At 72.7% G+C, this 21005-nt stretch carries 27 protein-coding genes and 1 tRNA gene; 8 read left to right on the top strand and 20 right to left on the bottom strand.

Annotated elements, in window-relative coordinates:
- Positions 1 to 53: 53 nt before the first annotated feature.
- The gene (locus ACA361_RS28485) at positions 54 to 320 is read right to left on the bottom strand and encodes a hypothetical protein (protein WP_375016861.1); all 267 of its coding nucleotides are present in this window, start codon (positions 318 to 320) and stop codon (positions 54 to 56) included.
- A 190-nt stretch (positions 321 to 510) separates the two neighbouring features.
- Here ACA361_RS28485 and ACA361_RS28480 point away from each other — a divergent pair, with 190 nt between their 5' ends.
- Positions 511 to 882: a DUF2203 domain-containing protein gene (locus ACA361_RS28480; RefSeq protein WP_375016859.1), complete on the top strand. Its 372-nt coding sequence runs from the start codon at positions 511 to 513 to the stop codon at positions 880 to 882.
- Positions 883 to 948: 66 nt separating this feature from the next.
- On the opposite strand, the gene glnII is transcribed toward ACA361_RS28480, so the two are convergent.
- The 4 genes from glnII to ACA361_RS28460 form a co-directional block, all read right to left on the bottom strand.
- Positions 949 to 1962, bottom strand: coding sequence for a glutamine synthetase (gene glnII, locus ACA361_RS28475; protein WP_375016857.1), 1014 nt, complete (start codon positions 1960 to 1962; stop codon positions 949 to 951).
- A gap of 184 nt (positions 1963 to 2146) precedes the next feature.
- Positions 2147 to 3016 (bottom strand): endonuclease, encoded by an 870-nt coding sequence (locus ACA361_RS28470; protein WP_375016855.1) that lies wholly within the window; start codon positions 3014 to 3016, stop codon positions 2147 to 2149.
- A gap of 73 nt (positions 3017 to 3089) precedes the next feature.
- Positions 3090 to 4451 carry a glycosyltransferase gene (locus ACA361_RS28465; protein WP_375016853.1) on the bottom strand — a complete coding sequence of 454 codons (1362 nt, stop codon included), beginning with the start codon at positions 4449 to 4451 and terminating at the stop codon, positions 3090 to 3092.
- A gap of 2 nt (positions 4452 to 4453) precedes the next feature.
- Positions 4454 to 4609: a hypothetical protein gene (locus tag ACA361_RS28460; RefSeq protein WP_375016851.1), complete on the bottom strand. Its 156-nt coding sequence runs from the start codon at positions 4607 to 4609 to the stop codon at positions 4454 to 4456.
- A 189-nt stretch (positions 4610 to 4798) separates the two neighbouring features.
- Here ACA361_RS28460 and ACA361_RS28455 point away from each other — a divergent pair, with 189 nt between their 5' ends.
- The 3 genes from ACA361_RS28455 (at position 4799) to ACA361_RS28445 (ending at position 6214) form a co-directional block, all read left to right on the top strand.
- Complete coding sequence (locus ACA361_RS28455; RefSeq protein WP_375016848.1) at positions 4799 to 5044, top strand: hypothetical protein; 246 nt, start codon at positions 4799 to 4801, stop codon at positions 5042 to 5044.
- A 42-nt stretch (positions 5045 to 5086) separates the two neighbouring features.
- Positions 5087 to 5911 carry a hypothetical protein gene (locus tag ACA361_RS28450; RefSeq protein WP_375016846.1) on the top strand — a complete coding sequence of 275 codons (825 nt, stop codon included), beginning with the start codon at positions 5087 to 5089 and terminating at the stop codon, positions 5909 to 5911.
- A 72-nt stretch (positions 5912 to 5983) separates the two neighbouring features.
- The gene (locus tag ACA361_RS28445; RefSeq protein WP_375016844.1) at positions 5984 to 6214 is read left to right on the top strand and encodes a hypothetical protein; all 231 of its coding nucleotides are present in this window, start codon (positions 5984 to 5986) and stop codon (positions 6212 to 6214) included.
- A gap of 61 nt (positions 6215 to 6275) precedes the next feature.
- Here ACA361_RS28445 and ACA361_RS28440 read toward each other — a convergent pair whose 3' ends face one another.
- Together ACA361_RS28440 and ACA361_RS28435 are read right to left on the bottom strand one after the other, a co-directional pair.
- Positions 6276 to 6467 carry a helix-turn-helix domain-containing protein gene (locus ACA361_RS28440; RefSeq protein WP_375016842.1) on the bottom strand — a complete coding sequence of 64 codons (192 nt, stop codon included), beginning with the start codon at positions 6465 to 6467 and terminating at the stop codon, positions 6276 to 6278.
- 68 nt (positions 6468 to 6535) lie between these two features.
- A tRNA-Val gene (locus tag ACA361_RS28435) sits at positions 6536 to 6607 on the bottom strand.
- 154 nt (positions 6608 to 6761) lie between these two features.
- On the opposite strand from ACA361_RS28435, the gene fes reads away from it, so the two are divergent.
- Positions 6762 to 8000 (top strand): enterochelin esterase, encoded by a 1239-nt coding sequence (fes, locus tag ACA361_RS28430; protein ID WP_375016840.1) that lies wholly within the window; start codon positions 6762 to 6764, stop codon positions 7998 to 8000.
- Here the strand turns inward: fes and ACA361_RS28425 are convergent.
- The 4 genes from ACA361_RS28425 to ACA361_RS28410 all read right to left on the bottom strand — a co-directional run bounded on the left by ACA361_RS28425 (position 7997) and on the right by ACA361_RS28410 (position 11853).
- A complete protein-coding gene (locus ACA361_RS28425; RefSeq protein WP_375016838.1) occupies positions 7997 to 8899 on the bottom strand; it encodes a proteasome assembly chaperone family protein in 903 nt (300 codons plus the stop codon). The genes fes and ACA361_RS28425 overlap by 4 nt on opposite strands.
- Before the next feature lie 73 nt (positions 8900 to 8972).
- A complete protein-coding gene (cbbX, locus tag ACA361_RS28420; protein WP_375016837.1) occupies positions 8973 to 9905 on the bottom strand; it encodes a CbbX protein in 933 nt (310 codons plus the stop codon).
- A gap of 53 nt (positions 9906 to 9958) precedes the next feature.
- Positions 9959 to 10378 (bottom strand): ribulose bisphosphate carboxylase small subunit, encoded by a 420-nt coding sequence (locus ACA361_RS28415; protein ID WP_375016835.1) that lies wholly within the window; start codon positions 10376 to 10378, stop codon positions 9959 to 9961.
- Between the two features lie 32 nt (positions 10379 to 10410).
- Entirely contained in the window at positions 10411 to 11853 is a 1443-nt protein-coding gene (locus ACA361_RS28410; RefSeq protein ID WP_375016833.1) for a form I ribulose bisphosphate carboxylase large subunit, read from the bottom strand.
- Between the two features lie 111 nt (positions 11854 to 11964).
- Here ACA361_RS28410 and ACA361_RS28405 point away from each other — a divergent pair, with 111 nt between their 5' ends.
- Positions 11965 to 12846, top strand: coding sequence for a LysR substrate-binding domain-containing protein (locus tag ACA361_RS28405; RefSeq protein ID WP_375016831.1), 882 nt, complete (start codon positions 11965 to 11967; stop codon positions 12844 to 12846).
- Between the two features lie 68 nt (positions 12847 to 12914).
- Here the strand turns inward: ACA361_RS28405 and ACA361_RS28400 are convergent, their stop codons facing one another.
- Entirely contained in the window at positions 12915 to 13082 is a 168-nt protein-coding gene (locus ACA361_RS28400; protein ID WP_375016829.1) for a hypothetical protein, read from the bottom strand.
- Between the two features lie 98 nt (positions 13083 to 13180).
- On the opposite strand from ACA361_RS28400, the gene ACA361_RS28395 reads away from it, so the two are divergent.
- Complete coding sequence (locus ACA361_RS28395) at positions 13181 to 14356, top strand: saccharopine dehydrogenase family protein (RefSeq protein WP_375016827.1); 1176 nt, start codon at positions 13181 to 13183, stop codon at positions 14354 to 14356.
- A gap of 11 nt (positions 14357 to 14367) precedes the next feature.
- Here ACA361_RS28395 and ACA361_RS28390 read toward each other — a convergent pair whose 3' ends face one another.
- Both ACA361_RS28390 and ACA361_RS28385 read right to left on the bottom strand, forming a co-directional pair.
- Positions 14368 to 15564, bottom strand: a complete 1197-nt coding sequence (locus ACA361_RS28390) for a histidine kinase (protein WP_375016825.1) — start codon at positions 15562 to 15564, stop codon at positions 14368 to 14370.
- Positions 15561 to 16217, bottom strand: coding sequence for a response regulator transcription factor (locus ACA361_RS28385; protein WP_366619901.1), 657 nt, complete (start codon positions 16215 to 16217; stop codon positions 15561 to 15563). Before ACA361_RS28385 ends, ACA361_RS28390 begins: the two co-directional genes overlap by 4 nt.
- 162 nt (positions 16218 to 16379) lie before the next feature.
- On the opposite strand from ACA361_RS28385, the gene ACA361_RS28380 reads away from it, so the two are divergent.
- Positions 16380 to 17372: a phosphoribulokinase gene (locus ACA361_RS28380; protein ID WP_375016823.1), complete on the top strand. Its 993-nt coding sequence runs from the start codon at positions 16380 to 16382 to the stop codon at positions 17370 to 17372.
- A 146-nt stretch (positions 17373 to 17518) separates the two neighbouring features.
- Here the strand turns inward: ACA361_RS28380 and ACA361_RS28375 are convergent, their stop codons facing one another.
- The 6 genes from ACA361_RS28375 to ACA361_RS28350 form a co-directional block, all read right to left on the bottom strand.
- Complete coding sequence (locus tag ACA361_RS28375) at positions 17519 to 18580, bottom strand: potassium channel family protein (RefSeq protein ID WP_375016821.1); 1062 nt, start codon at positions 18578 to 18580, stop codon at positions 17519 to 17521.
- Between the two features lie 84 nt (positions 18581 to 18664).
- A complete protein-coding gene (locus ACA361_RS28370) occupies positions 18665 to 19012 on the bottom strand; it encodes a hypothetical protein (protein WP_375016819.1) in 348 nt (115 codons plus the stop codon).
- A gap of 55 nt (positions 19013 to 19067) precedes the next feature.
- Complete coding sequence (locus ACA361_RS28365; RefSeq protein WP_375016817.1) at positions 19068 to 19529, bottom strand: peroxiredoxin; 462 nt, start codon at positions 19527 to 19529, stop codon at positions 19068 to 19070.
- A 151-nt stretch (positions 19530 to 19680) separates the two neighbouring features.
- Complete coding sequence (locus ACA361_RS28360) at positions 19681 to 20109, bottom strand: DUF3052 domain-containing protein (protein ID WP_366619911.1); 429 nt, start codon at positions 20107 to 20109, stop codon at positions 19681 to 19683.
- Positions 20110 to 20299: 190 nt separating this feature from the next.
- Entirely contained in the window at positions 20300 to 20707 is a 408-nt protein-coding gene (locus ACA361_RS28355; RefSeq protein ID WP_375016815.1) for a secondary thiamine-phosphate synthase enzyme YjbQ, read from the bottom strand.
- A gap of 91 nt (positions 20708 to 20798) precedes the next feature.
- Positions 20799 to 21005, bottom strand: coding sequence for a DUF1918 domain-containing protein (locus tag ACA361_RS28350; RefSeq protein ID WP_375016813.1), 207 nt, complete (start codon positions 21003 to 21005; stop codon positions 20799 to 20801).

The raw sequence follows: 21005 nt of genomic DNA, 5'->3' as shown, positions 1-21005 counted from the left end.
CCCGGTCCTGTTGGGGGGACTCCACGCCGCTTCTGATGTTTGTGGACTTTTTGTCACGCTAGGGCGAGGTCGGCCCCTCCGGCCGGCTCGCCCGCGTACGCCTCGTGCACCGCGCTCAGCGCCCACCGCATGCGCGGCAGGTAGATCTCCGGATGGTCGCCGGCCTCCTGCGCCACCAGCGCCAGGCAGTCCCCGGCACCGGCCGCCAGGGCGGCCTCGACGACGGCTCTGACCTGCTGGGACGTGGGCCGTCCCGACTCCTGAAGCCGCGAGGCGAACAGTGCCCTGGCGCGATCGGGCACGGTCAGTGCGTCCGTCATCGCGCGCCTCCCTCCGGGCGGGGAACCACCGCGGGCGGCGGCCGCTGCCCCCGTTCCCGCCCTACCGTCCACCATCTTCCCGGGAACGGTCCACGCATATCCGGGAAATCACGGACAAGAGAGACACCGTCCGGCAACGGACAGGGCACCCCTGGGTAACGTGGCGGGACCGACGACCCCGGGAGTGACGATGGAGACCACGGAACGCGAGTTCACCGTGGACGAGGCGCGCGCGCTGATCCCCGAGGTGCGGGCCCGCGCCGCGGAGATCGTCCGGCAGCGGGCCGACCTCGCCGAGCTGACCCTCGACCTGCGCGTCCACGGCGCCTCCGGCCGCGGCGGCATCCCGGAGGTCAAGGCCGCCGAGGCCCGCCTGGACGAGGAGATCGCCTGGTTCACCGGGCAGGGCATCGAGGTCAAGAACCTCTCCCCGCTCCTGATCGACTTCCCCGCCGTCCTGGACGGCCGCTCGGTGCGTCTCTGCTGGCTCGAAGGCGACACCGAGCTCGCCTGGTACCACCGCACCGACCTCGGCTTCGCCGGCCGCCGCCCGCTCCCCTAGGCCCGGGCATGGAACAGGGGATCCCGGAAGCGCCCGCTCCGGGATCCCCTGGGTCTCGCGACCGGATCAGACCTGGCCGGCGGCCTCCAGCGCCTCGCAGCAGGTGCCGGTGATCAGCCGGGCCACCACGTACGGGTCGACGTTGGCGTTCGGGCGGCGGTCCTCGATGTAGCCCTTCTTGTCCACCTCGACCTGCCACGGGATCCGCACCGAGGCGCCGCGGTTCGACACGCCGTAGCTGAACTCGCTCCACGGCGCGGTCTCGTGCATGCCGGTCAGGCGGCGCTCGATGTCGGCGCCGTACCCCTGCACGTGCTCCTGCGCCTTCTTGGCGAGCGCCTCGCAGGCGGTGATGATCGGGTCGTAGCCCTCGCGCATGGCCTTGGTGGAGAAGTTGGTGTGCGCGCCGGCGCCGTTCCAGTCGCCCTCGACCGGCTTGGGGTCGAGGGTGGCGGACACGTCGAACTCCTCGGCGATCCGGTAGAGCAGCCAGCGGGCCACCCACATGTGGTCGCCGACCTCCAGCGGACCGGCCGGGCCGATCTGGAACTCCCACTGGCCGGGCATGACCTCGGCGTTGATGCCGGAGATCTTCAGCCCGGCCTCCAGGCAGGCGTCCATGTGCCGCTCGACGATCTCGCGGCCGAACACCTCGTCGGCGCCCACGCCGCAGTAGTAGAAGCCCTGCGGCGCCGGGTAGCCGCGCTCGGGGAAGCCCAGCGGGCGGCCGTCCTTGAAGAACGTGTACTCCTGCTCGATGCCGTACCAGGAGTCCTGCGCGGCGTACTTCTCGGCGACCGGCCGCAGCTGCGCCCGCGTGTTGGTGGCGTGCGGCGTGCCGTCCACGAGGAAGACCTCGCACAGCACCAGCTTGTTGTCGCCGCCGCGGATCGGGTCCGGGCAGCTGAAGACCGGCTTGAGCACGCAGTCCGACTTGTCACCCGGCGCCTGGTTGGTGCTGGAGCCGTCGAAGCCCCAGTCCGGCAGCTCGGCACCATCGGCAAGGATCCTGGTCTTGGAACGGAGCCGGGCGGTGGGCTCGGTGCCGTCGATCCAGATGTACTCGGCCTTGTAGCTCAACGTCGGGTCCCCTTCGCTCCATGTTTCGGGCCAGAACGAGGTTGACAATTCGCCATTTCGGACCTGTTGCCCATATGTGAACGGCGTGTTAAATGCCTTCTGAGCTGCCCGAACATGAATGAGACCCCGGTCACACCCGCCCGGTCACGGACCCGGCGGGCCCACCGTACCGCCGCGCCCGGCGTCAGCCGCTCCAGGCCAGCGTGGCCGCGATCGGATAGTGGTCGGACATCATCTCGTCCGCGGCCGTGCGGAACCGCGCGTTCTCGTTGGAGTAGCCGGTGAGCCGCAGCGCCACCCGGCCGCTCCCCCTGAAGAGGATCTTGTCGACGACCTCGCAGGCATCGGTGACCTGGGCGTCGTCGCAGGTGAGCGCGGGGCTGCCCGCCGCCGGGGGCGTCCCGCCCCGTTCCGCCTCCACCCAGGCGTCGGTGAGCCCGGCCGCGCTCACCAGCGCCCGGATGTTGTCCTCCGCCCGCGTGTACCGCGTGTTCGTGTCGCCCATCACGATCACCGCGTTGCCCGCCGAGTTGGCCGTGATGTACGCCGCCAGCTGGGTGACGTTGTCCCGCCGCGCCGCGAGATCGGCAGCGGTCGTCCCCGCGTTCGCGTGCAGGTTGTAGAGATCGACGGAGACGCCCTCCGCCAGGGTGATCCGCTTGAACGTGAACCCCTTGGGCGTCAGGCAGTCGAACCCGTTGCACCGGTTCCACCTGATCCGCCGCAGGTCGCCGTACGGATGGTCGGACATCGTGTTGAGCCCGCTCCCGAACAGCACACCCCCGCTCGTCGGCGTCCGGTACGGATGGCGGTCGGTCCGGTATAGGGCGGCGTGGTAGTTGAAGTCCTCCTGGACGTTGACGACGCCGTACGCGTTGACGCGCTCGCCGATGGGCCCGGTGTTGTTCGCGGGGTCCCCGCCGGAGATCGGCTCGGGCAGGCCCGCCACGTTGTACGTCAGGAGCGACAGCGTCCCCCCGATCTCCGCCCGCGCCGCCGGGACCGCCAGGCTCCCGGCCACCGCCGCCGCCGCGAGCACGAGGGAGATCCGCATGATCCGTCCTTTCGCCGACCTCCTCGCAATCAACACCGTCCGGCCCGCCGAGAAAAGACCGGAAACTGATAAATCAGGCGCCGCGGCCCGCCAGCGCGACCTCGACCCCGTCCCGCGTCCCCCACCGCCCGATCCGGCGGCAGGTCACCATCGCGTACAGGTACAGCGGCCGCAGCACCAGCAGCCGCCACAGCGAGGCCACCGGCGACAGCACGTACGCCAGCACCAGCGACGCCAACGGCTCGTCCGACCGCCGCACGGTGAACAGCCGCAGCGCCACCAGGTAGTTCATCGCCAGCCCGATCTGGAGCGCCGCCGCCCCGATCGCCCCCAGATCCCCGCGGTGGCCGTCGTGCATCACCAGCGTCACCGGCAGCACGATCGCCAGCACCAGGTGCGCGTACTCGGCGACCGTCGTCCAGAACACCACCCCGGTCAGCGGCATGTAGCGCAGCCACCACAGATGCCTGACCGTCGTGCCGCGCATCCAGCGCAGCTGCTGGTTGAAGTAGTGCCCGAACCGCTCCGGGACGAGCGTGAACACCAGCGCCGACGGCTGGTGGACGGTGTCGCCCTCCAGCAGGGCGTAGAACGTCAGCATCGAGTCGTCGTTCATCTGCATGGGGCGGCCGGCGAACCGCTCGTTCTCGTACACGCCCGCGTACCGCCGCACCACGTCCCCCCGGTAGAACGCGAGCGTCCCCGAGTTGATCGTGACCCGGCGCAGCACCGACTGCGCGCTGCGCAGGCCCCGCGTGAACGGCAGGTACAGCACGCCGGTCAGCCGGGTCAGCGGATTGGCCGTGCGGTTCAGCACCAGCACCTGGCCCGCCACCGACCGCACCTTCGGATCGGCGAACGGCGCCAGCCCCTCCCGGATCGCGTGCCGGTCGAGGACCGAGTCGCTGTCCAGGGTCACGAAGATGTCGGCGTCGTCATCGGCGAGCACGTGCATCTGGGCGAACCGCTTGCCCCGGTTCTCCGTACGATCCCAGGTCACCCGGACACCGAGCGCCCTGGCCTCGCGCAGGAACTCCTTGCGGATCCGCGCGTACTTGACCGGGACACCGCGCTCCACCGACCCGTCGTTCACCACCCGCACGCGGTCGGGCCGCCTGCTCTGCGCGAGCACCGACCGCAGGCACGCGCGCAGCGTCGCGGGATCCTCGTTGTAGACAGGGATCTGGACGGTCACCACCAGCGACTCCGGCCGTACCGGGAACGGCCGCTCCAGCCAGGCCAGCGGCACCCACCACTGCGCCAGGAACGACATCAGCCACGCGGCCGCCAGGCTCGTGGTGTCCAGCCGCCCGAACGCCCCCACCACGGTGGCCAGGTGGTACCCGCCCCACACCGCGAACGCGATCAGCGGCAGCGAACCGACCACGAACAGCGTCCGGGACCGGGCGTACCGGGCGGACGGCGCCTCCTCCACGGTCAGCCGGACATCGGCGAACGGCCCCGCCGGAAGCTCAGCCGCACCAGCAGCGCCCCCGCCACCACGAGCCCCACGCTCGCCACGGCCAGCCAGACATGCCCCGCCGCCAGGCCGGTGACCGCGAGCGCGCCGCCGGGAACGGTGCCGTACGACATGGGAACTCCTCATCTGAGACGACCTCTGGATGATTACCCGCTGCGATCATCCGTCGTCCCAAACTTCTCCCCACAGAAGATCAAATCGGCGCCGCCCGCCAGAAGAACGTACTGCGGACTCAGCCACTCCCCGGCCCCCGCCTCCACCACGTCACCCGCATTTCCAGCGCCCGCCGCCATAATCGCGACATGGACCGCTGCGAGGGACCGGCCCGTCTGGAGTGGTGGGCGAACAGGCACACCTGCCTCGCCTCCGTCGACGTCCGCGTCACGGTCACCGCCGACGACTCCGGATGGCACACCACCGCCTCGCTCGTCTCACCGCTGACCGGCGAGGACCGCGAAGGCTGGGACCTCCTCATGACCGCGTCCCCGTACTGCGGCGATCGACGTACTCGTCAGCCCCCGCCCGGCCGAAAGCGGACGCGCCGATAGCGAGGACCTTTTCCTCCTCTAATGAGCACCTAGCCTGGAAGGGTGGAATTCCCCTCGTTCGGCGTGATCCTGGAACGGCTGCTCGATCATCGGCGTTCGGACACAGGTTCACTTTCGCGGGGCGCCGGCGTCTCGGAAACCGGGCTAAGGAATGTCGTCGAGGGCGTCCAGCCAGGTCCCGGGCTGCTCAGGGCACTTGCTCCGGCACTGGATCTGCACGCCGCGGACCTGTTCGTGATGGCCGGCCGGCGGGTTCCGGAAGACCTGACCCCCTTGGACGGGTCTTTCTACTGCGGACAGTACATCGGCCGCCTGGTGCGCTATGCGCGCCGCCTGCCGGCGGATCAGCGCTGCGAATTGCGCAGACTCGTACGAGAAATGCCGCAGGAGGAGCGCCGCGAACCGTACGTTCCCAAGCGATGGTACGACCCGCGCGAGGCGGGGATCGGTGCCCTGATCGGCAACATGCTGTACACGAACCGGAATCTGGGCTCCACCAGAGCGGCACCGGTCCTGCTGGAGCTCTCCGGCCGCAGGTACGTGTCCGAGTCCACGATCGCGATGGTCGGGAAGGGCGGCCTCGAACTGACCCCGGACTGGCTGCTCGACGTGTCCACCATGATCGACATGCCGGCCGGCGAGCTCGCCGCGATCACCGGCGTCCCGCTGCCGGAGGACTCCCCCGCCGAGGACCCCGCGGCCGCCGACGCGGCCGCCCTGCTCTGGGACGTCCGTCGCCTGTCCGCCGAGCAGCTGTGGGAGGTCTGCGTCCAGGCCGAGGAAATGCGGTTCGCCCTGCCCGACGGCGGACACGATGAGGGCCCCTACCGCGTCTCTCGCAACCCGCCCCGGAGATCGCGCTCCTGACCTCGGACCGCGTCTCTCGGCTCGGGGGAGCCTGGCGGACGGGTGTTGCGTCCTATTCGCGAGGAGGTCGTTGTGAGCCGGTATGGGGGCAGTCAGTACTTCCTGGAGCAGATGGCCGTGTTCGCCTGGGTCCTGATGGGCGGGGGGCTCCTGCTACTCGTCGCGGGCGCGGTCACCCTGGAGTGGATCGTGATGCTAGTCGGCGCGGGCCTCATCGCGGGCGGGGCGGGCTACCGCCGGCTCGCCGAAGTGCTCACCGAGCGGGCGCTGAGAAAGGACTTCCAGGACCGCTGGCGCCGCTGACCCCGTCATGTCACCCGGTGGAGCGGACGAGCCATACCGCGGGATTGCCGCTCCAGGCGGGCTACGGCACGAAACCCGCGTTTCCTTGATCGAGAACAGGGTCTCGGGAATGGTGGGCGCGGCAGGTTTCGAGCCAGACGGTGCGAGCGCATCCGAAGGCCCGGGCGAGCGCGTCTCGTTGCCCAGCCGTCGGATACAGGCGGTAGTTGTATCGCAACCACACGCAAGGAAAGCCAGCAGGCCCCTTCGGCATGGCAGGGCGAATTCTGGTCTATGGCACCCGGTTGCGGTGCCGACGACGCAGAACGAGAACGATCCGGGTGGGCGCAGCAAGGATCGAACTTGCGACCCCTCCGTTGTAAGCGGAGTGCTCTTCCACTGAGCTATGCGCCCCGGTCCACGCACTGTGGCCCCGCCAAGCGTATCGGGTCCAGGCGGGTTACCGCGAAACGGTTTCCTGAGACGAGCCAGGGGCGGGGATGGGCTTGTTCTCACCGTATGGTTACTTAGGCTTGCCTAAGTCGCTGGTGGGTCTCGGGAGGAACTGATGATCGTCGGGCCGCCGCGGGTGCCTCGGCCCGTTGCTCCGGAGCGGGCGCGGAGCGCGCGGGTCGATGGGCTGGAGAGCGCCGTACGGGATGGCCAGCCCAGGGCCGAGGAGGAGTTCTGGGCCGAGGTCGAGGAGCGGGGGACACCGCTGGTCGAGGCCGTTCCGGACGACCCGGAGCATCTGGCCGTCACGTTCCTGTGGCGGGGTACGGGCGCCACCCGGCGGGTTCTCTCGCTGGTCAACCGGCTCATGGATCCGCTCGACCTGGAGGGCTGCCTGATGCGGCGGGTGCCCGGCACCCGGGTCTGGGCGATCACGTACCGGATGGCGCCCGACCACGCCGGCTCGTACCGCCTGGCCGCGGGCGAGGGGGACGAGGATCTCCGGGAGGTGGCCGCGCGGGCGGGGCACGATCCGTTCAACGGGCGCACGGTCCCGGTCCGGTGGGGTGAGGGGCGCGCGTCGGTCTTCGAGCTTCCCGGCGCGCCCGTGCCGCCGTGGCGCCCCTGGGACGCGCCGCGCGCCGGTGTCCCCGAGGGTGCGGTCACGCGGGAGCGGGTCCGCAGCGCCGCGCTCGGGGACGAGCGGGACGTGTGGGTCTACCGCCCGCCGGGGCCGCGGAGCGGGCCGCTCGACACGCTCGTCCTGCTGGACGGCGACATGTGGTTCGGCAAGTGCGGCGTGCGGGCGCTGTTCGACCGGCTCGTCGCGGACGGCACGGTCCCGCCGCTCGCCGTCCTGGCGCCGCACGCGGTCGGCAACGCGAACCGGATGGCCGAGTACGGCGGGAACCCCGCCCACACCCGGTACCTCGCGGACGAGCTGCTCCCCTGGGCCCGCGCGCGCCTTCCGCTCACCGCGGACCCGGCGCGGACCGTGATCGCCGGGGAGAGCCTCGGCGGGCTGACCGCCTTGCATCTCGGTCTTGAGGCGCCCGGCGTCTTCGGCAGGGTCCTCGCGCAGTCCTCGTCGCTGTGGTGGAACCCGGACGGCGACCGGGACGCCGATTCCTGGATCACCGCCCGGTACGCCGCCCGCGCGCGCCGCGAGGGCCCGCGCCTCCACGTGCGGGTCGGCCGGCACGAGTGGGCCGTGCTCGACCGGCACAGGGAGCTGGACCGCACGCTGCGCGCCAAGGGCCATCCGGTCGCCTACACCGAGTACAACGGCGGCCACGACTACGTCTGCTGGGCCGGCGGCCTGGCCGCCGGCCTCGCCGATCTGCTCGGCGGCTAGGCGTCGGGGCCGTCCTGTTCGGCCAGGAAGCGTTCGAACTGGGCGCCCAGTTCCTCGGCGGTCGGCATGTCCTGGGACTCGGCGAGGAGGCTGTCGCGCTCCGCGGCGCCCGCGAACGCGTCGTACTGCTGCTCCAGGGCCCGCACGACCTTCTCGACCTCGTCGTTCCCGGCGACCTGCTCGGCGATCTCGGTGTCGGTCTTCGCGGCGGCCTCGCGCAGCGCGCCGGTCGGGAGGACCAGGCCGGTCGCCGTGATGACGGCCTCCAGGGCGGCCAGGGCGGCGGCCGGGTACGCGGACTGGGAGAGGTAGTGCGGGACGTGCACGGCGAAGCCGAGCGCGTCGTGGCCCGCCTCGCCCAGCCGGTACTCCAGCAGGCCGGCGGCGCTGCCGGGGACCTGGACCTTGTCGAACCAGGACGTCTTGGTGACCAGCTCCGGCCGGGTGGCGTGCGAGGTCAGCCCGACCGGCCGGGTGTGCGGCACGCCCATCGGGATGCCGTGGAAGCCCACCACCAGGCTGACGCCGAGCCGCTCGACCAGGTCCCGGACGGCCGCGACGAAGCCCTCCCAGAGGCGGTCGGGCTCGGGTCCGGTCAGGAAGAGGAACGGGCTGCCGACCTCGTCCTTGACCAGGTGGACGGCGAGCTCCGGGGCGTCGTAGGACGCCCAGTGGTCGCGGTCGTAGGTCATCAGCGGCCGCCGGGCCCGGTAGTCGATCAGGGAGTCGACGTCGAAGCGCGCGACGACGCGGTGGTCCAGGTGCTCGAGGAGGTGGTCGCGGACCAGCTGGCCGGTGGAACCGGCGTCCACGAAGCCGTCGAGGCTGTGCAGCAGCACCGGCCCCGCCATCTCCGGGAGCCCGGCGTCCAGCTCGTACAGATCCTCAGGGTTCAGCACCGTCTCCCCCACATCTTCATCGGACAGTCTCCAGATTAAAGCCTGGGATCCGCCGTCCGATTCCTGCGGGGCGCTATCGCGCGAAGACGCGGCTCCCCTGGAAGTCCTCCGGGCGCAGGGTCGTGAGGTCCTCCAGGCCGACCTCGCCGGCCGCCGCGACCAGCCGGTTCGCGTGCCGCAGCCGGGCCCGCTCGATGGCGTTCCGCACGGAACGGGCGTTGGCGAAACGGGGCTGCGCGCGGCGCCGTTCCAGGTAGTCGCGGAAGACGGGTTCGGTCTCCGGGGCCAGCCGGTAGCCCTCGCGGGACGTCATCAGGCGGCCGATCTCCTCCAGTTCGGCGGGCTCGTAGTCGGGGAAGTCGATGTGGTGGGCGATGCGGGAGCTCATGCCGGGGTTGGACGAGAAGAACGCGTCCATCCGGTCCTTGTAGCCGGCCAGGACGACGACCAGGTCGTCCCGCCGGTTCTCCATGACCTGGAGGAGGATCTCGATGGCCTCCTGGCCGTAGTCGCGCTCGTTCTCGGCCCGGTACAGGTAGTACGCCTCGTCGATGAACAGCACGCCGCCCATCGCCCGTTTCAGGACCTCCTTGGTCTTGGGGGCGGTGTGGCCGACGTACTGGCCGACGAGGTCGTCGCGGGTGACCGGGACGAGGTGGCCCTGGCGGACGTAGCCGAGGCGGTGCAGGAGTTCGGCGAGCCGGGTCGCGACGGTCGTCTTGCCCGTGCCGGGGCTGCCGGTGAAGCACATGTGCAGGTTGGGGCGGCCGGAGTCGATGCCGTAGCGGGCGCGGACGCGGTCGACGAGGAGCAGGGCGGCGATCTCCCGGATCCGGGTCTTGACCGGGGCGAGGCCGACCAGCTCGGCGTCCAGGGCGTCCAGGACCTCGCCGGCGTGCGAGTCGGCGTGCTCGCGGGCGAGGTCGACGCGGGCGTGCGGCGGGAGCCGCGGCGGCTCGTCCGCGAGCGGTTCCCCGGCGCCGGAGGGGGGGTTCGGGGAAGGCACCGGAGAACCGCCGTTCTGGGACGGCCTCATGCCGAAACCGGGTCGTTCCTCGCTCATGGGTAGCGCTCACCCTGGGGCCGGTCGAGGGCGTACGGGTGGATCCGTACCCGGACGCGGCGGTCCGTGGTCTCCTCCCGCTCCAGCCGGAAGCCGGGCTCGGCGTCCGGGCGCTGGACGATGAACGACAGGGCCGTGGTCTGGCGGCCGTAGCGGGCGTCGTAGGCGTTGAGGCGCACGTAGTGGCCCGGGTACGCCTTGCGGCACTCGTTGAGCTCGTACAGGACGCCGGCGGGGTCGGCGAGGTCGAACATCGGCAGCCCCCACATCTCCCAGTACGAGTTGCGCGGGTGCGGGTCGTCGGTGAACTCGACCGAGCACGGCCAGCCCTGCCCGAGGGCGTAGGCGATCTGGGCGGTGATCTCCTCGTCGGTGAGGTCGGGCAGGTACGAGAAGGTGCCTTGGGTGATTCGCATCAGACGCTCCGAGGTTGGGGGTGGGCCCCCCTTCAGGGGGTTGGAGAGAACACAGGGGTCTCGACGACGTCGGGGGTGTCGGTGGACTCATAAGTGAAGGTGATGTCGCCCCAGGTCGACAGGGCGACGTCCAGCTCGCGGCTGTGCTTGGCGGCCGACCGGAGGATGGCGGGGCCGTCGGCGAGGTAGTCGCGGCCCTCGTTCCGCGCCTTGATCATCGCCTCCAGCGCGACCCGGTTGGCGGCGGCGCCGGCGGCGATGCCCATCGGGTGGCCGATCGTGCCGCCGCCGAACTGGAGGATCACGTCCTCGTCCAGGTAGTGCAGCAGCTGGTGCATCTGCCCGGCGTGGATGCCGCCGGAGGCGACCGGCATGCAGCCGGGCAGCGACGCCCACTCCTGGTCGAAGTACAGGCCCTTGACCGGGTCGGCGGCGGTGCGGTCCTGGCGGAGGGTGTCGTAGTACCCGGCGACGCTGTTGGGGTCGCCCTCCAGCTTGCCGACGACCGTCCCGGCGTGGATGTGGTCGACGCCGGCCAGCCGCATCCACTTGGCGATCACGCGGAAGTTCACGCCGTGGTTCTTCTGCCGGGTGTACGTGGAGTGCCCGGCGCGGTGCAGGTGCAGCAGGACGCCGTTGCGCCGCGCCCAGTGCGCCATCGACTGGATGGCGGTGTAGCCGACCGTCAGGTCGATCATGACGATGACGCTGCCGATCTCCTTGGCGAGCTCGGCGCGCTCGTACATCGCCTCCATGGTCCCGGCGGTGACGTTGAGGTAGTGGCCCTTGACCTCGCCGGTGGCGGCCTGCGCCTTGTTGACGCCCTCCATGCAGTACAGGAAGCGGTCGCGCCAGCGCATGAACGGCTGGGAGTTGATGTTCTCGTCGTCCTTGGTGAAGTCCAGGCCGCCGCGCAGCGCCTCGTACACGACGCGGCCGTAGTTGCGGGCCGACAGGCCGAGCTTGGGCTTCACCGTGGCGCCGAGGAGGGGGCGGCCGAACTTGCCGAGGTACTCGCGTTCCATGACGATGCCGTGCGCCGGGCCCTGGAACGTCTTCACGTAGTGCGCCGGGATCCGCATGTCCTCCAGCCGCAGCGCCTTGAGGGCCTTGAAGCCGAAGACGTTCCCGATGATGGAGGAGGTCAGGTTGGCGATCGACCCTTCCTCGAAGAGGTCCAGGTCGTAGGCGATGTACGCGATGAACTGCCCCTCCGAGCCCGGCACCGGCTCCACCCGGTAGCACTTGGCCTGGTAGTTCTCGTACGCGGTGAGCCGGTCGGTCCACACGACCGTCCAGGTGGCGGTGGACGACTCGCCCGCGACGGCGGCGCCCGCCTCCTCCGGCGGCACGCCCGGCTGCGGGGTGATCCGGAAGGCGGCCAGGATGTCGCTGCCCTTCGGCTGGTAGTCCGGGCGCCAGTAGCCCATCTCCGCGTACGGGATCACGCCCGCCGACCAACGGCCACCGCTCATCGCGTTCCTCCTCCGTGGGGTTGCCTTGAGCCTGCCGCCGCGACACTTGCCTTGTCCATCAAGTGTTCCGGGCCGACAATCAACCGATCACTCAAGTGAGAGGCGGGCGGCATGACCGAGGCACGGCTGCGGACGTTCGTGGCGCTGGCGGACACCGGTTCGGTACGGGAGGCGGCGCGGCGCCTGTACGTGACCGAGTCGGCGGTGTCGGCGGCGGTCGCGGCGCTGGCGCGCGAGCTGGGCGTCCCGCTGGTCGAGCGGGCCGGGCGCGGGCTGGCGCTGACCCCGGCCGGGTCGGTGTACGCCGCGTACGCCCGGCAGGTCCTCGGGCTGCTGGAGCAGGGCCGGGCGGCGGCGCGCGGCGCGGCCGACCCGGCGCGCGGGCCGCTGCGGCTGGCCGCCGTCACCACGGCCGCCGACCAGGTGCTGCCGGAGCTGCTGGCGGGCTTCCGGGCCCGGTTCCCGGAGGTGCGGCTGGCGCTGGAGGTCGGCCCGAGCCGCCGGGTCTGGGCGAGCCTGGCCGCGCACGAGGCGGACCTCGTCCTGGCCGGCCGGCCGCCCGCCGGGACCGCCGCGACGGTGCTCGCGCGCCGCCCCAACGAGCTGGTCGTCGTGGGCGCCCCCGCGCAGGCCGCCGCGTTCTCGCTCGCCACGGCGCCGTGGGTGATGCGCGAGCCGGGCTCGGGCGTGCGCGCGGCCGCCGAGTCCTACCTGGCGGAACGGGGCGTGGCCCCGCCGCGGCTGGTCCTCGGCTCCAACGGCGCGGTGATCGCGGGCGCGGCGGCCGGGCTGGGCGTGGCGCTGGTCTCCCGGGACGCGGTCGGCGCCGAGCTGGCGGCCGGCCGGCTGGTGGTGGTGGACGCGCCCGGGATGCCGCTGGACCGCCCCTGGCACGCGGTCGCCGGCACCGCCCCCACCCCGACGACCCGCCTGTTCGTCGACCACCTGCTGGACGCCCCCGGCTGGACCGCCGCGGGCCCCGCCTCGCGTTGACTCGTGGCGTGTCGGCCCTGGAGGCCGTCGGCCGGGCGGGGACACGCCACGAGTCGACCGGGCCGGGGCTAGCCGGCGTCGCCGGCGGCGGCTAGCCAGAGGGCGATCGACAGGAGCGCCAGGCTGGCCGCGATCATGATCAGGCCGGTGCGGCTCCGGCCGCCGCGGGGCGGGAGCGCCGCGGCACCGAGGACCAGCAGGGCGATGACGTCCATCGTCAGGGCCAGTGCGATCATCGTCTCAGCGTAGGCGCGCCGCGGCGCTTCGCGCGTGCGGGCGGCATCCGAGTAGCGTTCGGTCCGGGACCGTACCGCACGCTTCCGGGAGGGCAGCCATGACCGCCGACCGCTCGTACGACATCGTCCTGTTCGGCGCCACCGGGTTCACCGGCGGGCTCACCGCCGAGTACCTGGCCCAGCGCGCCGGGACCGGCACCCGGTGGGCGCTGGCCGGCCGCAACCAGGCGAAGCTGGAGGCGGTGCGCGAGCGGCTCGCCCAGGTGGAGCCCGCCTGCAAGGACCTGCCGCTGCTGCACGCCGACAGCACCGACCCCGCCTCGCTGGAGGAGGTCGCCCGCGCCGCCCGCGTCGTGATCACCACGGTGGGCCCGTACGTGCGGTACGGCGAGCCGCTGGTCGCGGCGTGCGCCCGGAACGGGACCGACTACGTCGACCTGACCGGGGAGCCGACGTTCGTCGACCGGATGTACGTGAAGTACCACGACGAGGCCGCGCGCAGCGGCGCCCGCATCGTGCACGCCTGCGGGTTCGACTCCATCCCGTACGACCTGGGCGCCTACTACACGGTGCAGCGGCTGCCGGAGGGCGTGCCGCTGCACGTGGAGGCGTTCCTGCGGGTGTCGGCGCAGTTCTCCGGCGGGACGCTGCACTCGGCGCTGGGCATCTTCGCGGACCCGGCCGGCATGGTGCGCGCCGAGCGGGAGCGGCGGCGGGCGGAGCCGCGCCCGGCGGACCGGCGGGTCCGGATCTCGCGCCGCCCCGTCCCGCGGACCCGGGTCGCCGGCGGTTACCTGCTGCCGATGCCGACGCTGGACCCGCTGGTCGTGGAGCGTTCGGCGATGGCGCTCGACCGGTACGGGCCCGACTTCTCGTACGGCGAGTACCTCGCGGTCAGGCGGCTGCCCGCCGCGCTGGGCGTCGCCGCGGGCGCGGCGGCGCTGGTGCCGCTGACCCAGCTTCCGCCGGCCAGGTCGCTGCTGGAGCGGCTGGGCACGCCCGGCGAGGGCCCGTCGGCGGAGCGGCGCGCGCGGAGCTGGTTCAGCGTGAAGTTCGCGGGCGAGGGCGGCGGCGCGAAGGTCGTCACCGAGGTCAGGGGCGGCGACCCCGGCTACGGCGAGACGGCCAAGATGCTGTCGGAGTCGGCGCTGTGCCTGGCGCACGACGACCTGCCCCCGACCGCGGGCCAGGTCACCACGGCGGTCGCCATGGGGAACGCGCTCATCGAGCGGCTCGACCGCGCCGGGATCACGTTCCGCACGCTGCGGGGCTGACCGGCGGGCGGCTAGGCGCCCGGAACGGGGATCACCGCCTCGACGGTCGTGCCGGCGCCGAGCCTGCTGGTCACGCTGAACCGGCCGCCCAGCAGCTCGGCGCGCTCGGCCATGCCGCGCAGGCCGTACGACTCGGCGCGGCGGCCCGGCCGGTCGCGGCCCGCGGGGGCCAGCACGTCCGGGAGCGAGAACCCCACGCCGTCGTCGCGCACCCGGAGCCGGACCCGGTCGCGGTCGTGCTCCAGCAGCAGGTCCACGTACGACGCCGACGCGTGCCGCAGGCAGTTGCCGACGGCCTCCTGCGCGATGCGGTAGAGCGCCGTCTGGACGTGGTCGGGCAGCGCGGCCTCCAACTCGCCGGTCACGGCCACGGTCACGTCCAGTCCGGGGCGGGCCGAGGCGGGGGCGGCGTCGCCGCGCAGGGAGCCGGCGGCCTCGCGGGCGAGCGTGGCCAGCGCTGCCGACAGGCCCAGATCGTCCAGGACGGGCGGCCGCAGCCCGCCGATGGCGGCGCGGGTCTCGGCGGCGGCCAGCTCGCACAGCCCGCGCGCGTGCCGGATCTGCTCGCGCGCCTCGGGGTGGTGGGCGGGCAGCGCGCCCTCGGCCGCCGACAGGTGGAAGCCCAGCCCGGCCAGCCGCTGCGCGATGCCGTCGTGGATCTCGCGGCTCAGCCGGGACCGCTCGGCCTCCTGCACCTCGACGGCGCGCTCGGCGAACCGCTCGGCCGCGCGCTCGCGCTCCTCGGCGGCCCGCAGCCGGCGGCACGCGCAGAGGACCGGCGCGAACAGCTCGGCCAGCGCGGTCACCAGCGCCGCGTCCTCGGGCGCGCAGCGGCCCGCCGACCGCGCGTCCAGGACCGCGATGGTCGTCCGGCCGCTGCGCATCGGCACCGCCACGCCGCGGCCGTCGGCGTGCTCGCGCGGCCGGCCGTGCGCGGCCGCCCGGCCGACGTCGCCCTCGCCCAGCGGTACGGGCGGCCCGGTCCCGGAGCGGCGCAGCGCCCGCTCGTCGCCGTCGAGCAGGTACACGTCGCAGAACGCGATCTCCCGCGCCGACCGTACGACGAGCCCGGCCAGCTCGTCGGCCGTCTCCGGCAGGGTCCGGTCGGAGCACGCGGCGGTCACGATCCGGACGAGCAGGTCGTGCCCGCGCGCGGCCAGCAGGTCCAGCGCTCCGGGCGGCCCCGGCCGCGGCGGCGCGGCCGTCACCGGAACAGCCCCTCGCGCAGCGCCACCGCGATGGCCGCGGAGCGGTCGGTGACCTCCAGCTTGCGGTAGAGCGCCCGCAGATGGCTCTTCACGGTCTCCTCGCCGACCACGAGCCGGGCCGCGATGGCCTTGTTCGACAGCCCGCCGACCAGCAGCGACAGCACCTCGCTCTCGCGCTGCGTGAGCCCCCGGTTGGCGCCGGGCCAGAACTCGCCGCGGGTGAGCCGGGCGGCGGTGACCGCCATCCGTCCCGCCAGGGTCGGATCGACGACCGTCTCCCCCTGGGTGACCTCCTCCAGCCGCCGCACCAGCTCGGCGCCGTCGACCCGCTTGAGCAGGTAGCCGCCGGCGCCGGCGCGCAGGGCCTCGAAGACGTACTGCTCGTCGTCGTACACCGACAGGAACACCACCCGCGACTCCGGCACCCGGGTGGTGATCACCCGGCACAGGTCGAGGCCGCTCTCGGGGCCGAGCCGCACGTCCAGCAGCACGACGTCCGGGCGCAGCGTGGTCACCAGCCGGGTCGCCTCGCCGGACGTGCCGGCCTGGCCCACGACGCGCACGCGCCCCGCGAAACCGGCCAGCATCGCCTGCAGCCCGGCGAGGATCATCTCGTGATCGTCCACCAGGACGACGCGCACAGGGGGGTTCACTCCGGCACGATAACAACCGCAAGCTACCCGCCAGTAGCCCCCGCGGGAGCGAAGGTTTCGCGCTTTTCACCCCCCATCTCCCCTGATTGGGGGACGACCCGACCGCGACCCCCGCCTACCGTCTCCGGCGACAACAGAACACCGCCGGGACGGAGGACACAGGTGCCCCATCGGATCGTGCACATGCTCCGGGCGCGCGAATCGGGCCGGCGCCCCGTCATGCTCGCCATCGCCGGGGACAGCGCCGCGGGCAAGACGACACTGACCAGGGGGCTGGTGCAGTGCCTGGGGGCGGACCGCATGACCGCGGTCTGCGTGGACGACTACCACCGCTACGACCGTTCCGAACGCAAGGGGAAGCCGTTCACGGCGCTGCACCCCGACTGCAACCACATCGACGTGATGGAACAGCACCTCCAGCTGCTGTCCATGGGAGAGCCGATCCTCAAGCCCGTGTACGACCACGCGACCGGCGAGCTGGTCCGCCCCGAGCTGGTCGAGCCCCGCGAGTTCGTGATCGTCGAGGGCCTGCTGCCGCTGCACACCCGGCTCGCCCGGGCCTGCTTCGACATCACCGTCTACCTCGACCCGCCCGAGGACCTGCGGCACGCCTGGAAGGTCCGCCGCGACTGCGACAAGCGCGGCTACACGCCCGCGCAGGTCAGGGCCGAGCTGGACCGGCGGGAACCGGAGAGCGCCGCCTACATCCGGCCGCAGCGCCGGTGGGCCGACATCGTGGTCAGGTTCGCGCCCGTCGCCGGCCGGCAGGACCCGCCGGGCACGCCCCTGTCGGCCGAGCTGCTGCTGCGGCCCACCATCGACCACCCCGAGCTCGGCACCGTGATCGGCGAGTCCGCCGCCCTGCCGCCCGTCCCGCCGCCGGGCGCCGAGACCGCCATGCACCTGCGGCTGCACCGCGACACCGACGGCCGCCCCGTCGACGCGCTGCACGTCCACGGGTACGTGTCGCCCGAGGAGTCACGGATCGTGAAGAAGGCCATCTGGGAACGGCTCGGCCCCCGGGCCGGCGACGGCGGGCTCGACCCCGGCGCGCTCGGCCGCTTCGGCGACGGCGGCACCAGCGACCCGCTCGCGATCACGCAGCTCCTGCTGCTCTACCACCTGCTGGACGCCGACCGCCGCCAGGCCGCCTGAGACTCCGCGGCACGCGCGGGGAGGCCCCGGAACGCGCTCGACCAGCCGTTCCGGGCCGCGCCGCCGCGGCGAGCCAGGAGGGCACCTCGGTTGGGCGCTGGAGGTGCCTTCCTGGCTCACTCCCGATCAGGCTCGCGCAGGCCGGCTCAGGCCACCTCGTGCCACGGGATCTCGGGACGGTCGGCGGCCACGACGGCCAGCGACTGCCCGCCCCGGACGACCTCGTCCGGCACCGCCGCCAGCCGGAACCGGGCGTTGGGCCGGTGCGACTCGCCCACCGCCAGCAGCGTGCTGCCGCGCCGCAGCAGGAAGATCGCCAGATCCAGCCGCGGCCACTCCCCCGCGCCCTCGGGCACGTCCACCCGGTACAGCGTGGAGTCGGCGTCCAGCGTGCTGGCGAGGTTGTGGTAGATCGCCGCCACCCCGGGGTTGCGGATCGCGACCGCCACCACGGCGGGGTCGTCCACGTCGACCGGCTCGATGTCCTCGCCGATCAGCGCCAGCGCCTCGTTGATCTCGGCCCGCCGGCCGCCGTCGTGCACCCCGGCCAGCAGGTGCGCCGCCGGGCTCCCGTGCCGCCGCAGGTACGCGTTCACCCCGAGCATCACCCGGACGGTCTCGTCGTCGTTGCGGCCGATCACCAGCACCGTGCGGGCGTCGGCGAGCCGGACCCGGTCGTACGCGGTGTCGTCGAAGGCCACCACGTCGTACAGCTCGGGGTCGGGGTTCTCGCCGGGCAGCTGCTCGGGCCAGAACACCGCGGCCACCGGCGTCTTCGCGTACTCGGGGTCGGCGCGCAGCTGGCCGATGATCGCGCGCAGCCCGTCCCGCTCGTACCCGATGATCACCAGATGCCGGCGGTGGTGCAGCCGGGCCAGCCCGTTGGCCTTCATGGTCCTGCCCTTCGCCATCCAGAGGGTCAGCTCGGCGAACAGCATCAGGCCCGCCGTCAGCCCCGCCACGATCACGATCGCGCCGCCGAGCCGGCCGCCGGCCGTCTCCGGGTAGAAGTCGCCGTAGCCGGTCGTCGTCCCGCTGACGAAGAAGTACCAGAGGTAGTGCACCGGGTCCCGGATCTCCGCGCCCGGCTTCTCGAACGCGGCGATCAGCACCCAGCCGAGCACCGCGGCCAGCAGCAGGACGAGGGCCGGGGCGCGCCAGGCGCGCGCGGTGAGCCGCTGCGCCACCCGGAAGATGATGAACGGCATCGGCGCCTCCCCTCTCTCCCTCCCCTCACGCCCCGCGGCCTCGCGAAACGCTGCGTGGCAGCGTCCCAGCCTGCGAAAAGAAGGTCAAGAGCCCGGGCCGCGCCGGAAGAACCTGGTCAGCGCCGCCGCGACCTCCTCGGACAGGCCGCTGTCGGCCTGCTGGGCGCCGGACGGCACCAGGCCGCCGGGCGCCGCGTCGGCCGGGGCCGCCTCGCGGGTGTGCCCGCAGTCGCGGCACTCGATCTCCCCGAGGCGGCAGATCAGCGCCGCGGAACCGCAGGCCGCGCAGCGGTCGAGCGCGGCGGCGCCGTCGTGGGCGTGCTGGCAGCGCGGGCAGATCAGAACCTGCCGGTCCGCCCGTACCCCGCGCCGCCACGGGCTCGCGCCGCGGGCGGGATCGGTCTGCCGGGCCCCGCACCGGAAGCAGGGCATCACACCTCCAGGGGTGCGGGGGCCGGATCCGGTCGGCGGATCCGGCCCGGATCACTCAGAGGCCGGCGAGCGCCTTGCGGTACTCGTCGAGGTCCCGCGCGTCGGGGATGGCGTTCACGACCTTCCAGCGGACGGTGCCCTCGCGGTCGATCACGAACGTGCCGCGGACCGCCAGGCCCTTCTCCTCGTCGAACACGCCGTACAGCCGCGCCGTGCCGCCGTGCGGCCAGAAGTCGGCGAGCAGCGGGAACCCGTACTTCTCCTGGTCGGCCCACGCCCGCAGCGCGAACATCGAGTCGACCGAGACCGCCAGCACCTGGACGTCCTCGGCGTCGCCCAGGGACGGCAGCTCGTCCCGGATCGCGCACAGCTCGCCCGTGCAGACCCCGCTGAACGCCAGGGGAAAGAACACCAGGACGACGTTCTTCTTCCCCTTGAAGTCCGACAGCCGGACCGGCGTGCCGTGCTGGTCCTTCAGCTCGAAGTCGGGTGCGAGGTCGCCTACCTCAACCGCCAATGCCTCTCCCGCGGATCGTCCCCCGCCGCGCGGCGGGGGAATGCGTGCCCCCACGGTCATGGGGGGACGGCGCGCGGCCGCGCGCCGGAGCGGCCACGCCCGCGCGCGGCGCGGCGGGGACCGCCTCGGGCCAGCGTACGGCCGGCCGCGGCTACTTGTGGCCCTTGGGGGCCACCAGGCGGGTGCCCGACCATTCCTTGGCGGCGCTGACGCTGCTCGTCTGCGCCAGGCCCGCGGTCTGGGCGGCCTCGCCGATGTCGCTCGGCTCCACATGGCCGTCGCGGCCCGCCTTGGGGGTCAGCAGCCAGATGTGGCCGCCACCGGTCAGGGGGACCATCGCGTTGGTCAGCTCGTCGAAGAGGTCGCCGTCCTCTTCACGCCACCACAGCAGCACGACGTCGACCACGTCCTCGTAGTCCTCGTCGACCAGCTCGTTCCCCGTGACGGCCTCGACGGAGTCGCGGAGCTCCTCGTCGACGTCGTCATCGAAGCCGATCTCCTGCACCACCTGGCCCGCCTTCAGGCCGAGCCGTTCGGCCAGGCTGCGCTCAGACTGCGCCTGACCCGCGGTCGCGCTCACGAAAGTCCTCCCATGGTCGTCATTGCGGGCCGCCATGCCGGCGGCCCTTCCGCTCCGGTTCGAGTTTTGCGGGACAGTCCACACAAGTAAGGGGTCCCAGCGCAAGTGTCTGCACGGCTTTTGGTGGCCTCATGGGCCCGAAAACGGCCACGGTCGTCCCTGGACACGCGTCGAGCGTAACAACGCACGCTCATCCCGCAAGAAACGACAATCGCACCTGGCGATCCGGATTGTCGACATTGAGGTCGACCAGCGCGACCGACTGCCAGGTGCCGAGCGCGAGCCGGCCGCCGATCACGGGGACGGTCGCGTACGGCGGCACGAGCGCGGGCGAGACGTGCGACCGGCCGTGGCCCGGGGAGCCGTGCCGGTGCCGCCAGCGGTCGTCGGCGGGCAGCAGCTCGCCCAGCGCCGCGAGCAGGTCGTCGTCGCTGCCCGCGCCCAGCTCGATGATCGCGATCCCGGCGGTGGCGTGCGGCACGAAGACGTGCAGCAGCCCGTCCTCCCCGGCCTCGGCGGCGAAGCGCTCGCACTCGGCCGTGATGTCGTGCACGACCTCCCGGTTTCCGGTGGTCACCCTGACCACGGTGCTCTTCATGCCCCAGGTCTACCCCATCGGGACCCCGGAACGCGGATCGGCGCCGTTCCCGGGGGCGCCCCGGCCCCCGGGGGCGCCGCCCGAAGAGAGGTCAGCGGTCCGTGCCGGACCGCTGTCCGGGCACCTCCACGACGGCGTCGGGGCCCGGGAAGACCAGGCGGGTGTGGCCGTCCTCGAAGCGGACCACGTAGGGCGGCCCGCCGTCATGGCCGCGTACCTCCACGATCTCGCCGATCCTGTCGGACTGGCCGACGATGTTGCCGTGCATGTGCAGTCGATCTCCGACCGAAGCGTTCAT

It is taken from the genome of Actinomadura sp. 21ATH (assembly GCF_041951345.1).
GTDB lineage: Bacteria > Actinomycetota > Actinomycetes > Streptosporangiales > Streptosporangiaceae > Spirillospora.
This window is presented reverse-complemented; position numbering and strand designations above follow the sequence as displayed.

What these genes read in the sequence shown, in the direction of transcription:
- ACA361_RS28485 (WP_375016861.1), bottom strand. Translation starts at nt 320, where the DNA reads ATGACGGACGCACTGACCGTGCCCGATCGCGCCAGGGCACTGTTCGCC.
- ACA361_RS28355 (WP_375016815.1), bottom strand. Translation starts at nt 20,707, where the DNA reads ATGAAGAGCACCGTGGTCAGGGTGACCACCGGAAACCGGGAGGTCGTG.
- ACA361_RS28440 (WP_375016842.1), bottom strand. Translation starts at nt 6,467, where the DNA reads ATGCCGAAGGGGCCTGCTGGCTTTCCTTGCGTGTGGTTGCGATACAAC.
- ACA361_RS28415 (WP_375016835.1), bottom strand. Translation starts at nt 10,378, where the DNA reads ATGCGAATCACCCAAGGCACCTTCTCGTACCTGCCCGACCTCACCGAC.
- ACA361_RS28410 (WP_375016833.1), bottom strand. Translation starts at nt 11,853, where the DNA reads ATGAGCGGTGGCCGTTGGTCGGCGGGCGTGATCCCGTACGCGGAGATG.
- ACA361_RS28470 (WP_375016855.1), bottom strand. Translation starts at nt 3,016, where the DNA reads ATGCGGATCTCCCTCGTGCTCGCGGCGGCGGCGGTGGCCGGGAGCCTG.
- fes (WP_375016840.1), top strand. Translation starts at nt 6,762, where the DNA reads ATGATCGTCGGGCCGCCGCGGGTGCCTCGGCCCGTTGCTCCGGAGCGG.
- ACA361_RS28405 (WP_375016831.1), top strand. Translation starts at nt 11,965, where the DNA reads ATGACCGAGGCACGGCTGCGGACGTTCGTGGCGCTGGCGGACACCGGT.
- ACA361_RS28480 (WP_375016859.1), top strand. Translation starts at nt 511, where the DNA reads ATGGAGACCACGGAACGCGAGTTCACCGTGGACGAGGCGCGCGCGCTG.
- ACA361_RS28370 (WP_375016819.1), bottom strand. Translation starts at nt 19,012, where the DNA reads ATGCCCTGCTTCCGGTGCGGGGCCCGGCAGACCGATCCCGCCCGCGGC.
- ACA361_RS28395 (WP_375016827.1), top strand. Translation starts at nt 13,181, where the DNA reads ATGACCGCCGACCGCTCGTACGACATCGTCCTGTTCGGCGCCACCGGG.
- ACA361_RS28400 (WP_375016829.1), bottom strand. Translation starts at nt 13,082, where the DNA reads ATGATCGCACTGGCCCTGACGATGGACGTCATCGCCCTGCTGGTCCTC.
- ACA361_RS28350 (WP_375016813.1), bottom strand. Translation starts at nt 21,005, where the DNA reads ATGAACGCTTCGGTCGGAGATCGACTGCACATGCACGGCAACATCGTC.
- ACA361_RS28375 (WP_375016821.1), bottom strand. Translation starts at nt 18,580, where the DNA reads ATGCCGTTCATCATCTTCCGGGTGGCGCAGCGGCTCACCGCGCGCGCC.
- ACA361_RS28460 (WP_375016851.1), bottom strand. Translation starts at nt 4,609, where the DNA reads ATGTCGTACGGCACCGTTCCCGGCGGCGCGCTCGCGGTCACCGGCCTG.
- ACA361_RS28455 (WP_375016848.1), top strand. Translation starts at nt 4,799, where the DNA reads ATGGACCGCTGCGAGGGACCGGCCCGTCTGGAGTGGTGGGCGAACAGG.